Consider the following 14,003-nt stretch of genomic DNA (forward strand, 5'->3'; position numbering starts at 1 on the left):
GGAATAATCATCGCGGTCCATTCCGGCTTCCGCACCTGCCGCGAACACGCGCGCATCCCCACCTCCCCACTGGCGGTCTTCGGACCCTACAGGCAGGAGTCCTGGCAGCGGGACCCCTGACCCGTCGATGCTTCGCTGAACGAGCGGGCACGTTGCCTGACGAAACGGGCGAACCAGCGGGTCTGAGCGGCCAGAAATGTCCGGCTCGTTCATGAAACCCGCTGGCCGCCCAGGCCTCAGCCGTTCAGATACGCGAGCACCGCCAACACGCGTCGGTTGTCGTCCTCCGACGGCGGCATCCCCAGCTTGCTGAAGATGTTGTTGATGTGCTTGCTCACCGCCTTCTCGGTGACGAACAGCCGCCCCGCGATCGCCGCGTTCGACCTGCCCTCGGCCATCAGCCCCAACACCTCCTTCTCCCGTGCCGTCAGCTCCCCCAGCCGCTGCGCCCCGCTGTTCCGGGCCAGCAGCTGCGACACCACCTCCGGATCCATCACCATCCCGCCGCCGGCCACCCGCTGCACCGCGTCGATGAACTGCCCAACGTTCGACACCCGGTCCTTCAGCAGGTAGCCCACTCCCCCAGCCCGATCGGCGAGCAACTCCCGCGCGTACAGCTGCTCGACGTGCTGGGACAGCACGAGGATCGGCAGCCCCGGCAGCTCCGCCCGGGCGGCGAGCGCCGCTTGCAGGCCTTCGTCGGTGAAGGTGGGCGGCAGCCGTACGTCGAGGACGGCGACGTCGGGGCGGTGCCGGGTGAGCGCCGGCAGGACGGACGGCCCGTCGGCGACGGCTTCGACGACCTTGTAGCCGTAGGCGTCGAGGATGCGGGTCAGCCCGTCCCGGAGGAGGGCGAGATCCTCGGCGATGACAACTCGCACGGCAGCTCCATGGTCACGACGGTGGGTCCGCCGGGCGGACTCGTCACGGTCATCGTGCCATCGAAGGCTGCCAGCCGGCGGCGTACCCCGGCCAGGCCGGTCCCCGCGTCCACGGTGGCGCCGCCGCGGCCGTCGTCGCCGACCACCATCTTCAACATGCCGTCGTCGTGGAAGAGCTGTATCCAGGCGCGGCCGGCGCCGCTGTGTTTGGTGACGTTGGTCAGCGCCTCGGCGACCGCGAAGTACGCCGCGGACTCGACCGCCGCGGGCGGGCTGCCGGCCAGTCGCACGTCAACCTCCACGGGCATTGGTACGGCCAGGGCGAGGGCCTGCACCGCCCCGTCGAGGCCCCGTTCGGCGAGCACGGGCGGGTAGATGCCGCGGACCAGGTCGCGTAGCTCGGCGAGAGCGTGGCCGCTGGCCTCCTGCGCTTCGCTGAGCAGCCGCTGCGCCGCCGCCGGGTCATCCGCGAGGAGTTTCTCGGCCAGGCCGATGCTCATCCGCAGGGCGACCAGCCGGGCCTGCGCCCCGTCGTGCAGGTCGCGTTCGATGCGGCGTAGCTCAGCGGCCTGGGTGTCGATGGTGTCGGCGCGGGTGGCGGTGAGGTGCCGGACCCGCAGGGCCAGTTCCTGCGCCCGGGTGGGGGCCAGGAAAAGGCCGGCGAAGCGGAAGTGCAGCCACATCAGCCACCGTGCGGCGACCAGCCCGCCGGCGAGGAGCAGCCACCCCTGCGGCGCGGCCAGCCACGCCTTGACGAAGTTGTCCATCGGCCAGAACACGCCGTAGCCGTACCAGTCGATGGTCAGGTAGAGCACCAGCGGCACGAACAGCACACCCTCGAGCCCGTACCCAGGCAGGATGAACGCGAGCAGGCACACGCCGCCGGTGATCGCGCCGGGGATCAGCCAGGCGAAGTCCCGCCAGGTCGCCGGGTCCCCGACCACCCACCGGAACCGCCGCCAGGTGCCGATCCGGGCGCCCGCGGGCACCGGCGCGTACGGCGACGCGATCGGCGCCCCGGACCAGCGGCTCAGCCGCCGTTGCAGCGTCAGCGACGCCCGCACCAGCACGGTCACCGCCGGGAAGAGCGCGAACCCGATGCCGAGCGCGGGGATGAGCGCGAGGGAGACCACCGACAGCACGAACAGCGCCACGTTGGTGGTCAGGCTGAGCAGGGCCACGGCCAGGCCCTGCACGGCGGCGAGCGCGCCGGGCCGAATGAGCCGCCAGACGACCGCGCGTACAGTGCTGTCCACGCCGCCATTCTCCGCCCCGCGGCCCAGCGGAATCGGTGGTGCTACCACCACCTGTCGTTCGGGACCTGCCACTCCTGCCTTCACTCCCTGTCGTCCCAAGGATCGAGGGCATGACCAGGGAAAAGAAAACAGCACTCGCCGGGCTGCCGTCCGGCGCCCGCAGCAAATACGCGATGCTCGTCTTCTGGCTCGTCCTCGTCGCGGCGGCCGGGCCGCTGGCCTTGAAGCTGACCGAGGTGCAGGACAACGATGCTCTCGGCGCGCTGCCCGCCACCGCCGAGGCCAGCCGGGCCGTGCAGCGGGCGCAGGAGGCGTTCCCGGATTCGCAGAAACCCCTGGCCGTCGCCGTCTACGCCCGCGACACCGGGCTCAGCGCCGCCGACCGGGCCAAGGTCGACGCCGACCGCGCGGCCTTCGCCCGGTACGCCGACGGCGGGCAGGTGCCACCGCCGATGCCCAGCGACGACGGCAAGGCGCTGCTGCTGTCCTTCCCCGTCGCCGGGGACGCCGACCAGCGCGCCGACGCGGTCGCCGACATCAAGGACCGCCTCACCGACGGCGTACCCGATGGGTTGCGGACGGCGCTCACCGGCCCGGCCGGCGGCGAGGACGACGTCTTCGACGCGTTCGCCGGCATGGACACCACACTGCTGCTGGCCACCGCCGCCACCGTCGCGTTGCTGCTACTCATCACCTACCGCAGCCCAGTGCTGTGGTTGATCCCCCTCATCACGGTCGCGCTGGCCAACCAGCTCGCCAGCGCGGTGGTGTACCTGCTGGCCAAACACGCCGGCCTGGCCGTGGACTTCCAGAGCCAGAGCATCCTCACCGTGCTGGTCTTCGGCGTCGGCGTGGACTACGCCCTGCTACTCATCGCCCGCTACCGCGAGGAACTGCGCCGGCACGCCGACCGGCACACGGCCATGGCCGTCGCGCTGCGCCGGTCGATCGGCGCGATCAGCGCCTCCGCAGCAACCGTGGCGATCGGGCTGCTGTGCCTGCTCGCCGCGCAACTGCCGTCCACCCGGGGGCTCGGACCGGTCGGCGCGGTCGGGATCGTCGCCGCGCTGCTGGCCATGACCACGCTGCTGCCAGCCGTGCTGGTCATCTTCGGACGGTGGCTGTTCTGGCCGTTCGTGCCCCGCTACTCCCCCGACGCGGTCGGAGTCGACGTGGCGGCACAGCACGGGGTGTGGCGACGCATCGCCGGGTTCGTCGGCCGGCGGCCCCGCGCGGTGTGGCTGGACACGGCGGCGGCGCTGGTAGCGCTGAGCTTCGGCATGGTCAACCTCAGCATCGGCATGCCGCACGACGAGTCCTTCACCAAGGAGGTCGGTTCGGTCACCGGCCAGCGGATGATCGAGGCGCACTACCCGAAGGGATCCGTCGCCCCGGCCGAGATCGTGGCCGCCGCCGGCCCGGCCGAGCAGGTGGTGGCCGCCGCCCGTACCGTGCCGGGAGTGGCCGAGGTGGGCGCGCCGCAACCCTCGCCCGACGGCCGGTGGGTACGCATCGCCGCGGTGCTGGCCGACACGCCGGACAGCGACGCGGCGCTGGACACCGTCAAGCGGCTGCGCGCCGCGGTGCACGCCGTGCCGGGGGCGCAGGCCCTCGTCGGCGGGGACACCGCGTACCTGATCGACGAGGAGCGCACGGTCGACCGGGACAACCAGCTGGTCGTGCCGCTGGTGCTGGCGGTCGTCTTCGTCATCCTGGTGCTGCTGTTGCGGGCGCTGGTCGCGCCGCTGCTGTTGCTGGCCAGCGTGGTCCTGTCCTACGTCGCCGCCATGGGCGCGGCCGGGCTGATCCTCGACGCGATGGGCTACCCGAACCTGTTCGTCGGGATCCCGCTGCAGACGTTCCTGTTCCTCGTCGCCCTCGGCGTCGACTACACCATCTTCCTCGCCACCCGGGCCCGCGAGGAGACCGCCCGGCTCGGGCACCGGCAGGGTGTGCTGCACGCGCTGACCGTGACCGGCGGGGTGATCACCAGCGCGGGTGTGGTCCTCGCGGCCACGTTCGGCGCGCTGAGCGTGCTGCCGCTGGTGCCGTCCGTCCAATCGGCCGTGATCATCGGCGTCGGGGTGCTACTCGACACGTTCCTGGTCCGCAGCCTGCTCGTCCCGGCGCTGGCCCTGCACATCGGCCGCCGTACCTGGTGGCCGAGCGCCCTGGCCCGGCCCGCACACCGGCCGGCGGCGGCCCCGCCGGTCGAGCGGGTACCCGCCGCGTCATAACCGTCAACGGACGATTCACGGGTCGCCGGCCGTACCGCAGACGCCGGCGCCCGCTATGCCTGCGCCACGCTGGCCGGTTCCGGCGGGAGCTGCCGGTCGCTGGCCGGCCGTTGGTCGCCGTGGCCCGGCCACCACGCCTTGTGTCCGATCAGCGCGGTCAGGGCGGGGACGAAGAACATCGACATGACGAACGCCGACAGCACGATGCCGATCGCCACCGCGAAGCCCATCTGCTGCAGGAACGAGATCGGCGCGAGCATCAGCACCCCGAACGTCCCGGCGAGGATCAGGCCCGCCGCGGCGACCGTCGGGCCGGCGTGTTCCACGCCGATGGCGGCGGCCTCGTGCGGCTCGTTGCCCTCCCGCGCCTCCTCCCGTAGTCGGGCGATCATCAGGATGTTGTAGTCGGTCCCGATCGCCACCACGAAGAGGTAGAGGATGATCGGCAGTTGGAAGGTGACGCCGGGCTTGTCCTGCAGCCCTTGGAAGAGATAGACCGTGGCGCCCAGCGTGGCGGCGAAGTTAAGCAGCACCGCGATCACGAGGTAGATCGGCGCGACCAGGCTGCGCAGCAGCAGGGCGAGGATGAGCGCGATCAGGCCGGCCGCCACCGGCAGGATCACCGACAGGTCGCGGTTGTTCGCCGAGTTGATGTCCGCGAAGATCGCGGTGGTTCCGCCGACCAGCGCCCGGGTGCCGGGCGGGGCCGCCTTGTGCAGGGCGTCGCGCAGATCGTCGCGGACGAGGGTGATCGCCTTGTTGGAGACCGGGTTCTCGTTGAGCAGCAGGTTGACCCGGGCCACGCTCGGGTCGCTGCTGCGCTCCGGCGGCTGTACCCGGCCGACCCCTGGAGCGCCCGCCGCGGCCGCGGCGAAGTCGCCGATCTGTTGCTCCGTCAGCGGCGACCCGTTGCCGGTGGTCAGGTAGACCTCGGTGGGGGCGAGTGCACCGGCGGCGAACCCGTGCTGCAGGTCCTTGGCGGCCTTCGCCGACTCGGTGTCCTGGGGGAAGCCGGCGCTGAAGTCGTAGTCGGCCTGGTAGCTCAACACGCCCGCGGCGAGCGCGACCAGCAGGGCACCGGATGCCGCCGCGACGAGCGCCGGCCGGCGCCCGATGGCGGTCCCCAATCTGTGGGACATGGTGGCCTTGGGGGCACGCCGCCAGGCCTTGGACGGCCAGAAGACGTACCGGCCGAGCAGCGACACGACGGCCGGGATGAGGGTGAGGGACGTGACCAGCATGACGGCGACGGCGATCGCGAGCGCCGGGCCGAGCGAGCCGAAGAAACCCAGGGAGGCCAGGAGCAGCACGAGGAACGCGACGATGACCGCTCCCGCGGCCGAGGTGATGACCTCGCCGACCCGCTGGACAGAGACGATCATGGCGGTCCGCTTGTCGTCACCGGCGCGTAGCCGCTCGCGGTAGCGGAAGAGCAGGAACAGGATGTAGTCGGTGCCGATGCCGAACAGCACGATCAGCAGGATCGTCTGCAGATCCTGGCTGACGCTGAGGTCGAACGCCTTGCCCGCTGCGGCGACGAGCCCGGTCGTGATGGTCAGGACGACGCCGATGACCACCACGGGCAGCAGCGCGGCGATGGGGCTGCGGAAGATGATCAGAATCAGCCCGATGATCAGGATGATCGTCGCGATGCCGACCACGGAGAAGGCCTTGTTGAAGGTGTCCTCGTTGTCGACGAAGCTGGCCACGTCGCCGGCCACGCCCGCGGTCAGCCCGCTGCCCGCCAACTCCGGGCCGATGGCCGCCCGCAGGTCGCGTACGGCGTCGAGCAGCGCCGGGTCGTCCGGGGTGACCGCGCTGAGCCCGACGTTCACCACCTGCACCGACTTGTCCGGCGCCACGGCCGGCGGGCCGGTCAGGTAGCCGGAGGTGTGCGCGATGTTCCTGGCCTTGAGCGACTGGGCGAGCTGACCCACCTTCGCCTCGTCGGCCGGCGTGAGCGACTGCCCGTCGGCGCGCTTGACCACGATGGTCGCCGTCGCGGTGGCGTGCTGCGGAAACGCCTTCTTCCCGAGTTCGGTGGCCTGCACGGACTCGTAGGAGCGGGGCAGGAAGCTTTCCTGATCGGCGGAGGTGATGTCGCTCAACGACGGTGTGGTGAAGACGATCGCGGCTGCCGCGAGCAGCCAGCCGCCGATCACCCACCACGCCCTGCGTACGACGAATCTGCCCAGCCGCTCGAACATGGCTACCCCCCGTGTGTTCGGCACCACCGTCTGAGGCCTGGAGCGCTTGTGGACTCCCGCCCGTCACCCTGCCCGGCGGCCTCGGTTACCCCCTGTCACACCATAGCGTCGACTGTCACTCCTTTTCGGATGGCGCGACGTGCAGGTTTTCCAGGTTCGGGCACCCGGTCGGCCCGACCGGGTGCCCGATCTGTCGCACCAGTGGTTGCCGAGCGCGCTCAGCCTGCGCGATGAAGGTCAGGTGATGTCGCGGCGCACGGAGCTGACGACGGCGATCAGAGTGGCGGCGAGTGCGTACGCGGTGAGCAGGAGCGCGCCGGCGGCCGGTGGCAGCAGGTGGACTGCGGTGCTGCCGAGTTCTTGTGACATGGCGTCGGCGAGGTAGGTGAAGTCGGTGAGGGCGGCGGTGGCGCCGCCAGGCAGGACCGGGTAGAGCACGTTGACGCCGGGGATCATCATGAGCAGCGCCTCGCCCATGTACAGGTAGCCGATCACGAGGCACAGGGCTACGACCTGGTTTCGGACCAGGGCGCCCACTCCGACGCCGAGCAGCAGGTATACGACCATGGCGAGGCCGATGCGGGCGAGCAGCGCGAGAACGGTGCCGGGTGGCAGGCCGAGCGAGTCGCCGCGGGCGGCGGCGACCGTGAACAGGGCTGCGGCGGCGGTGCCGGCGAGGATCAGCCCGTACGCCAGTCCGGCGACGCCGTAGGTGGCGAGTTTGGCGGCGACCACCTGCCAGCGGCGGGGTGCGAACAGGAACGTGACGGCGGCGGTGCGGTGCCGGTACTCGGAGGTGACGGCGAGTGTGCCGGCGGCGGCCGGCACGAATGCGGTGTAGCCGAGGATGCCGAGGATCGAGCGGATGCCGGTTTCGGTGTCCATGCCGGGCATGGGTGGGGTGAAGTTCTCCGGCCCGACGAGCGCCATCGCGCTCATCATGCCGCCGCCGAGCAGGGCTGCGGCGAGCAACAGCCCGCGCCACATCCGGGTGGCGAGCAGCCGGCGGAACTCCGCTTTGATCAGGTGGTTCATGGGGCGGCCGCCTTGTCGGTGGTCAGGTGGAGGAAGAGTTGTTCGAGGCCGGGTGCCTCGGTGACCAGCTCGTGCACCCGCAGCCGGTGCGCGGCGGCGAGGTCGGCGAGGTCCGGCGCGTCCAGCCCGTGTACCCGGAGCCGGCCGCCCTCGACGGGTTCGACTCGCGGTGCGTCGCGGTCTGGCCGGCTGACCCGCAGGGCGGCGGCCAGTTGGTCGGCATCCGGGGAGCTCACCAGCACCGCCGGTGGTCCGGCGAGCCGCGACCACGGCCCGGCGGCGATGAGCTCGCCGTCCCGGATCACCACCACGTCGTCGACGAGCTGCTGGATCTCGCTGAGCACGTGGCTGGAGATCAGGACGGTGCGTCCCTCGTCGGCCAGCCGGCGCAGGAAGCTCCGCAGCCACCGCATGCCTTCCGGGTCGAGGCCGTTGCTCGGCTCGTCCAGCAGCAGCACCCGGGGGTCGCCGAGCAGCGCGGTGGCGAGGTTGAGCCGCTGCCGCATGCCGGTGGAGAACCCGCGGGTGCGGCGGTCGGCGGCCTCGGCGAGGCCGAGCAGGTCGAGCAGGTCGGCGACCCGGCTGTCCGGGTAGCCGCCCATCGCGGCGTAGACCCGCAGGTGGTCGCGGGCGGTGTGGCCGGGGTGGAACGCGTTCGCGTCCAACACCGCGCCAACGGTGCGCGATGGCCGCGGCAACCGCCGGTACGGCCGGCCGCCGATCGTCGCGGTGCCGGACGTGGGCGACACGAGGCCGGTCAGCATGCGCATCGTGGTGGTCTTGCCGGCGCCGTTCGGGCCCAGGAACCCGGTGACCACGCCCGGCTCGACGGTGAAGGTGAGATCACGTACGGCGGTGACGGCGCCGTACCGCTTGGTCAGGTGCGAGACCTCGATCTTCAGGCGATCGTCGCTCATGCGCGGGCCGCCATCGCGCGTCCGATCGCGTCCGCGATACCGGGCGCGGCCGGGTGGGAGAGCACGACCTCGTCGAACTCCCCACCAGCGGCCGCGCGGTCCAGGACGAGGTGCAACCCCGGCTCACCCTGGCGCGCCGCCACGAGCTGACGGGGGCCGCCGAACAGACCCCAGACACCGATCTTGACGAAGCCGGACACGACGATCCCGCGCCGGCCGCCGCGGGCCAGGCGCAACGGGCCGTCGACCGCGGTCGCCTGCCGTACGGCCGCAACCGGGATGGCCAACCGCTCCCGCCCGATCCAGAGCCGCTCCCACCCGGTGAACCGGATGTCGACCAGGTCGCCGGTAACCGTGACCGATGCCATCAGCCACTCCCTTCCCTCGTGCCGGGGCCTTCTTCCCGCTCCGGCGTCTCTTGTGTGGTGTCGCTGGGCGTCGGCTGGTCGGCCGGCAGCAGGATGGTGGCCAGCAGCCGCGGCACCCGGCCCTTGCCGGGCTCATTGCGAAGCAGCGGCCCGATGACCTGGTTGAGGTCGGCGGCGAACTTGGCCAGCTCCGCGTCGGTCAGGTGAAGCACGAGCTGCTGGTATCCGACCCCGTCGGCGACGAAGTCGATCCGGTCGCGGGCGAGGTAGCGGGAGAATTCCGACAGCAGGCTCGACACGAACGCGGTGAAGTAGCGGGCGTGATCCTCGGGTGTCGCGGTGGCCAGGGCCTCGGCGTCCAACGTCGCGCCGTGGGCGGGCAGCGCGTAGACCCGCTCGACCGCGCCGCGAATCTTGCGCGCCTCCACCACCTCGATCAGGCCGGCCTTGACCAACGTGGCCAGGTGCCGGTACAGCGTGGCCTGCGGGATGTCCGGCAGCAGCGCCACGAGGTCGTGCGTGGTCAGCCTCCCACCGGATACGGCCCGCAGGATCCGGATGCGCACCGGATGCAGCGCCAGCTCAGCCCAACGGTCGCTCGTCATCTCCACGAGCTGACGTTATCACTATCGAGATTGATAACGCTAGCCGAGTCGCCGGCCACCTTGTCCGGTGACCTCACGCGCATCGGTTGACCAGGCGTGGCGTCGTGACCTCAGGTCGCCGGCGGGCGGATCGGCACCCGCCACCCGTACGCCGGCGGCGGCATCCGCGGCGCGCGGCGCGCGGACCGCACCAGCGCCCACAGCCAGAGGAGCCCGACGACGGCCACGAGCGCCAGCCCCGCCAACTCCAGTACGGCGAAGACCGCGACCTGCCCAGGGGTCGGCCGGACCAGCCCGCCGTGCCGACTCACGGTGCCGCCGGTGAGCAGCACGGTCAGGATCAGCGCGATCACGTGCATGCCGTCCCAGAACGCGTGCAGCAGGGACACCCCGAGGTAGGCCAGGACGAGCCGCCCGGTGACCACGAAGTGCTCCCGGGTGCTGGACGAGAAGAGCACCCCGCCGAGGATCGCCGTCCACAGCCCGTGACCGAACGGTGTGATGACGCCGCGCAGCAGCTCGGTCACGACCACCTGCGTCACCGACAGTCCGTGGGCGGTGAACAGCGCGGTGAACGCGTACCCGGCGGTCTCCAGGGCCGCGAAGCCGAACCCGACCGAGGCGCCGAGGATCATCCCGTCCCGTGGCGCCTTCACATGCAGATGCCGAGTCAGGAACGCCAACACCGCGAGCTTCACGGCCTCCTCGATGAGCCCCACGCCGAGGAACAGCAACCACGACGGGCGCAGCAGATAGGCCTCCAGCAGCGACGCGGCCAGCACGCCGAGCACACCACCGGCCAGGAACGTGCTCAGGATCAGCCCCGGCGTGAGCTCGCCCGTCTCCCGCCGCTGGAACGCCCACACCACGAACGTCACCGGCACCAGGAAGCTGCCGAGCAGCACCAGCGTCGGCACCAGGGCGGGGTTGCCGGTCAGGAAGATGACCACCACCGTGGCGAGCCACAGGGCCAGGCCGACCAGGAAGATCCGCAGCCAGGGCCGCCGGCTCCTCGTCAAAGGCGGCGGTTGGGGGTACGCCTGGACCACCGCCGCCTCCTCGGAACTCGTCCGCGGCCTCCGGCACCGCTCGACGCAGGTATGAGATCTGAGAGTTCATCGTAAAAGGTGCGCAGCGCCCAAAAGGAGCATTGCGAGAGATGGGCCGGCCGGAACAGGCGCCGCGGGTGCTCCGTGCCGGTGACAAGGTCGCGGAACCGGCCGCAGCCAGGCGGGAAGCTTCATAGCCTGGCAGTCGGGAGCACTCGGGGCAGCCGTCGGAGGGCAACGTGGCCAACGCGATCAGGGACGCTCTGCAGGGCGTCAAGGAGGTCGAGATCACCGTGACCGGCCGGAAGACCGGACGGCAGATCTCCCACCCGGTGTGGTTCGTGCAGGAGGAGGACAGCGTCTTCCTGGTCCCGGTCACGGGCTCGAACAGCGACTGGTACAAGAACGTCCGCCGCACGCCGATGATCCAGATCGCCGCGAACGGCACGGCGTTGAGTTCCAGCGCCACCCCGATCACCGACGCGGACCGGGTCGACCACGTCGTGGCGATGTTCCGCGACAAGTACGGCGCGGACCAGTTCGAGGCGTACTACCCCAAGCACGACGTCGCGGTCCAGGTCCCCCTCGGATAGCCCGGCTCCTGCGAGCGGCGGAACGTCGCCTGTGCGGCCAGCCCGGCGCCCGAGAAACGTCAGACGGCGCGGCTAAGGTGCCGACGTGGATCAGGATCGCCGTGAACTGCCGGTGCCGCTTGCCGACGCTCACGAGCCGGGATTCGACTACAACCGGGGCGACGGGGTCGACTTCGAGCCGTACGAGGCGTTTCTCACCGCTGAGGAGACCGCCGAGTGGTTCCGGGCGTGGACCGGGAACCCGGAGCTCGACGGCAGCGAGTTCCGGGTGTTCGGGCAGGACGGCAGCGGGGGCATCGCCGCGTTCTGGCTGGTCCGCCCGGGCGAGCCGGTCGAACGGCAACCCGTCGTGTTCCTCGGCTCTGAGGGTGAGACCGCGGTGGTGGCGCAGGATCTGGCGGCGTACCTGTGGCTGCTCGCCGACGGGTTCGGGCCGCTGGAGGCGAGGATGTACCCACGGCACGAACACCTCCCGCGGGTAGACGCGCACCGGGCGCGGATCGCGCAACAGTGGGCGCCACAGGCCCGGCGGTCCGCGGCCGAGGTCATCACCGCGGCCCGCGCCGAGTTCCCCGGGTTCGAGGATCTGGTCGACTCGATGTGCCGGTAGGCGTACGAGTATCAGCGGGTCGTCAGCGTGACCGCCGCAGTGGCCTCGACGCGGCCGGCCGCCAGGCTCTCCTTACACCCTTGTGACTGGGGTGGCCGAGAGTTGACCGGCGCGGCCGCTCTGCGGGCTGCTGAGTGGCCGCCATCGATTGCCGTGGTGGCCGCGAAACGGGGATGCGCCGTCGATCCGGGCTTGGCACCCTCAGCGGATGCAGACCACTGACGACCTCGCCGCCTCGCGCTACGCGCGGATGCGCTGGAACACGCCACTATCGGAGGAACACGCCGCGCTGCTTCTGCGGCGGCTTGACGTCCGGCCGGGCGCGCGCGTGCTTGATCTCGGCTGCGGGTGGGGTGAGTTGCTGCTGAGGGCGGTTGCCGCCGGAGGAGTGAGCGGCGCGGCGGTGACGACGGGCGTCGGGGTCGACACGGATGATGCCGCTCTCGTGCGGGGGCGGGCACTGGCGGCTGGGCGGTCGTTGGACAAGCACGTCACCTTCGTGACGGGTGAAGCGGCGACCTCGCGGGAGACAGGCGATCGTGTCCTGTGCGTTGGCGCCTCGCATGCCTTCGGCGGAACGGTCAACGCCCTCAAGGCGCTCGCCGAGTTCGTGCGGCCTGGTGGCCGGCTCCTGTTCGGCGACGCGTTCTGGGAGAAGCCACCGACGGCCGAAGCTGTGGAGATCTTCGGGGAAGAGACAGCGTCGCTCGCGGATCTCCTCGAGCAGGCCCGTGAGCTGGGCTGGCGAGTCCTGCACTTCAGCACCGCCGATCAGCGAGAGTGGGACGACTTCGAGTCCACCTGGCGCGCGGGCCGGCAGGAGTGGCTGCTGGAACACCCGGAGGACCCTCGCGCGGCGGCGGTTCGCGAGGAACTCGATGACCGGCTGCGGGAGTACGTCGGCATCTATCGCGGTCTTCTCGGTCTTGGCTACTTCGTCCTCGGTCGCTGAACGGCCCGATTCCTGGTCCTGCCATCGCTGCCTCAGAAAGCCGCTTGCGAGACTGCCCGACGTTGTCAGGGTGGGGTGGGCTGTTCGTCGGGGTGGCGGTGTGAACGTCTGGTATCGGCGATGGCGACAAGGAGCAGAACGATGGCGGCGGCGCCGGAGACTGCCAGTGGTGGGGCGAGGGTCATCGGGACGACCAGGGCCACGAGGGCGGTGATGCCGACTGTGCGGGACCGGGAGACGCGGGCGTAGACGACGTACTCCAGCACGGAGCGGCCGACGAGGAAGATGGCAGGCCCGGCGAGGATGACGGACGACCAGGTGAGGGGGGTGTGCATCGCGGGGTGCTTCTCAACCAGGTCGTGCCCCACGCTGGTGGTGATGACCCCGAGGATCATGGTCAGGTGAGCGACGCCGGCGACGCGGCCGGTGTGGGCCGGGTGTGAGGCGGCCAGGACCGCGTCGTCGACCAGTTGACCGGCGACGTGAAAGTACAGGCGCCAGAGCAGGACGGTGGTCAGGAACGCCACGGCCAGTGCGGTGATCCGGTACGGGCTGGCCGGCACCTGGGTGAAGGTGACGCCCACGGAGAGCAGCGGCTCACCGAAAGAGATCATCAGCAACTGTTGGTAGCGCTCGGCGAGGTATCGGGCAGCCGTCGCCCACAGGTTGGCCAGGCCGGCGCCGAGTCGGGGCACGGGCCAGCCGCGGGCGTTCGCGACGAATTCAACGAGCACCGCCAAGGCCCACAGCGCCGGGCGGACGGGCCCGTGGGACACCGCGCCGACCAGCCACGGGACGGAAACGACCGCGTACCAGTAGAAGAACCGGAGGTAGGCGGTACGCACCTCGGGCACCGTGGCGAGGAGACCGATCGCCAGGGTTCTGCCGGCCTGCATGATGATGTAGGTGCAGGCGAAGGCCACGGCTCGCCCGTCGAAGGCCCACGACACGCTGACACCGAAGATCAGCACACCGAACACGCTGGCGATGACGGATCCCTGCACCGCGGGCCGCCGCGGATCGAAGCGGGCGGTGATGTAGGTGGTCAAGGTCCAGACCCGCATCAGTGGCAGGAACAGCAGCAGGGCCTGCCCCAGCACCGCCCAGCCTGAAGGCCCGGGCGACTCGGCCAGCACGTCGAACGCCAGTGCGACCAACCGGCTGAGGATGAACACCATGGCCAGGTCGAAGAACAGTTCAACGAACGTCGCCTGCTCCGCCGCGCCCTTGCGGAGCAGCGAGCCCCGATCCCAGCGCGGAGCGTTCGTCGTCACCACCTCAGTAAACCCAGGT

The 14,003-nt window shown here is 70.9% G+C and carries 13 protein-coding genes; 4 read left to right on the forward strand and 9 right to left on the reverse strand.

Features of this window, described 5'->3' with window-relative positions; translation table 11 throughout:
• Positions 1–236 precede the first annotated feature (236 nt).
• Positions 237–881 carry a response regulator gene (locus ACY34I_RS24490; protein ID WP_462757371.1) on the reverse strand — a complete coding sequence of 215 codons (645 nt, stop codon included), beginning with the start codon at positions 879–881 and terminating at the stop codon, positions 237–239.
• Positions 833–2,137, reverse strand: a complete 1,305-nt coding sequence (locus tag ACY34I_RS24495) for a sensor histidine kinase (protein ID WP_462757372.1) — start codon at positions 2,135–2,137, stop codon at positions 833–835. Before ACY34I_RS24495 ends, ACY34I_RS24490 begins: the two co-directional genes overlap by 49 nt.
• A 110-nt stretch (positions 2,138–2,247) precedes the next feature.
• Here ACY34I_RS24495 and ACY34I_RS24500 point away from each other — a divergent pair, with 110 nt between their 5' ends.
• On the forward strand, positions 2,248–4,374 hold the full coding sequence (locus ACY34I_RS24500) for an MMPL family transporter (protein ID WP_462757373.1): 2,127 nt from the start codon (positions 2,248–2,250) through the stop codon (positions 4,372–4,374).
• A gap of 53 nt (positions 4,375–4,427) precedes the next feature.
• On the opposite strand, the gene ACY34I_RS24505 is transcribed toward ACY34I_RS24500, so the two are convergent.
• The 6 genes from ACY34I_RS24505 to ACY34I_RS24530 form a co-directional block, all read right to left on the reverse strand.
• The gene (locus tag ACY34I_RS24505) at positions 4,428–6,581 is read right to left on the reverse strand and encodes an MMPL family transporter (RefSeq protein WP_462757374.1); all 2,154 of its coding nucleotides are present in this window, start codon (positions 6,579–6,581) and stop codon (positions 4,428–4,430) included.
• Positions 6,582–6,818: 237 nt separating this feature from the next.
• The gene (locus ACY34I_RS24510) at positions 6,819–7,616 is read right to left on the reverse strand and encodes an ABC transporter permease (RefSeq protein WP_462757375.1); all 798 of its coding nucleotides are present in this window, start codon (positions 7,614–7,616) and stop codon (positions 6,819–6,821) included.
• Positions 7,613–8,533: an ABC transporter ATP-binding protein gene (locus tag ACY34I_RS24515; RefSeq protein WP_462757376.1), complete on the reverse strand. Its 921-nt coding sequence runs from the start codon at positions 8,531–8,533 to the stop codon at positions 7,613–7,615. The genes ACY34I_RS24510 and ACY34I_RS24515 overlap by 4 nt, the downstream gene beginning before the upstream one ends.
• Positions 8,530–8,901 (reverse strand): hypothetical protein, encoded by a 372-nt coding sequence (locus ACY34I_RS24520; protein ID WP_462757377.1) that lies wholly within the window; start codon positions 8,899–8,901, stop codon positions 8,530–8,532. Before ACY34I_RS24520 ends, ACY34I_RS24515 begins: the two co-directional genes overlap by 4 nt.
• Positions 8,901–9,506: a helix-turn-helix domain-containing protein gene (locus tag ACY34I_RS24525; RefSeq protein ID WP_462757431.1), complete on the reverse strand. Its 606-nt coding sequence runs from the start codon at positions 9,504–9,506 to the stop codon at positions 8,901–8,903. Before ACY34I_RS24525 ends, ACY34I_RS24520 begins: the two co-directional genes overlap by 1 nt.
• Positions 9,507–9,616: 110 nt before the next feature.
• On the reverse strand, positions 9,617–10,525 hold the full coding sequence (locus ACY34I_RS24530) for a PrsW family intramembrane metalloprotease (protein WP_462757378.1): 909 nt from the start codon (positions 10,523–10,525) through the stop codon (positions 9,617–9,619).
• Between the two features lie 269 nt (positions 10,526–10,794).
• On the opposite strand from ACY34I_RS24530, the gene ACY34I_RS24535 reads away from it, so the two are divergent.
• From ACY34I_RS24535 to ACY34I_RS24545, 3 genes are all read left to right on the forward strand, one after another.
• On the forward strand, positions 10,795–11,148 hold the full coding sequence (locus ACY34I_RS24535) for a nitroreductase/quinone reductase family protein (protein WP_462757379.1): 354 nt from the start codon (positions 10,795–10,797) through the stop codon (positions 11,146–11,148).
• Positions 11,149–11,233: 85 nt separating this feature from the next.
• Positions 11,234–11,758 carry an SMI1/KNR4 family protein gene (locus ACY34I_RS24540; protein ID WP_462757380.1) on the forward strand — a complete coding sequence of 175 codons (525 nt, stop codon included), beginning with the start codon at positions 11,234–11,236 and terminating at the stop codon, positions 11,756–11,758.
• A 208-nt stretch (positions 11,759–11,966) separates the two neighbouring features.
• A complete protein-coding gene (locus tag ACY34I_RS24545) occupies positions 11,967–12,710 on the forward strand; it encodes a class I SAM-dependent methyltransferase (RefSeq protein ID WP_462757381.1) in 744 nt (247 codons plus the stop codon).
• Between the two features lie 65 nt (positions 12,711–12,775).
• Here the strand turns inward: ACY34I_RS24545 and ACY34I_RS24550 are convergent, their stop codons facing one another.
• Positions 12,776–13,984, reverse strand: coding sequence for a low temperature requirement protein A (locus ACY34I_RS24550; protein WP_462757382.1), 1,209 nt, complete (start codon positions 13,982–13,984; stop codon positions 12,776–12,778).
• Positions 13,985–14,003 lie beyond the last annotated feature (19 nt).

Source organism: Micromonospora sp. RTBAU3-60 (assembly GCF_054963695.1).

Excerpts from the sequence above, each read along its gene's own strand:
- ACY34I_RS24500 (WP_462757373.1), top strand. The coding sequence starts at position 2,248 with ATGACCAGGGAAAAGAAAACAGCACTCGCCGGGCTGCCGTCCGGCGCC.
- ACY34I_RS24505 (WP_462757374.1), bottom strand. The coding sequence starts at position 6,581 with ATGTTCGAGCGGCTGGGCAGATTCGTCGTACGCAGGGCGTGGTGGGTG.
- ACY34I_RS24510 (WP_462757375.1), bottom strand. The coding sequence starts at position 7,616 with ATGAACCACCTGATCAAAGCGGAGTTCCGCCGGCTGCTCGCCACCCGG.
- ACY34I_RS24515 (WP_462757376.1), bottom strand. The coding sequence starts at position 8,533 with ATGAGCGACGATCGCCTGAAGATCGAGGTCTCGCACCTGACCAAGCGG.
- ACY34I_RS24520 (WP_462757377.1), bottom strand. The coding sequence starts at position 8,901 with ATGGCATCGGTCACGGTTACCGGCGACCTGGTCGACATCCGGTTCACC.
- ACY34I_RS24525 (WP_462757431.1), bottom strand. The coding sequence starts at position 9,506 with ATGACGAGCGACCGTTGGGCTGAGCTGGCGCTGCATCCGGTGCGCATC.
- ACY34I_RS24545 (WP_462757381.1), top strand. The coding sequence starts at position 11,967 with ATGCAGACCACTGACGACCTCGCCGCCTCGCGCTACGCGCGGATGCGC.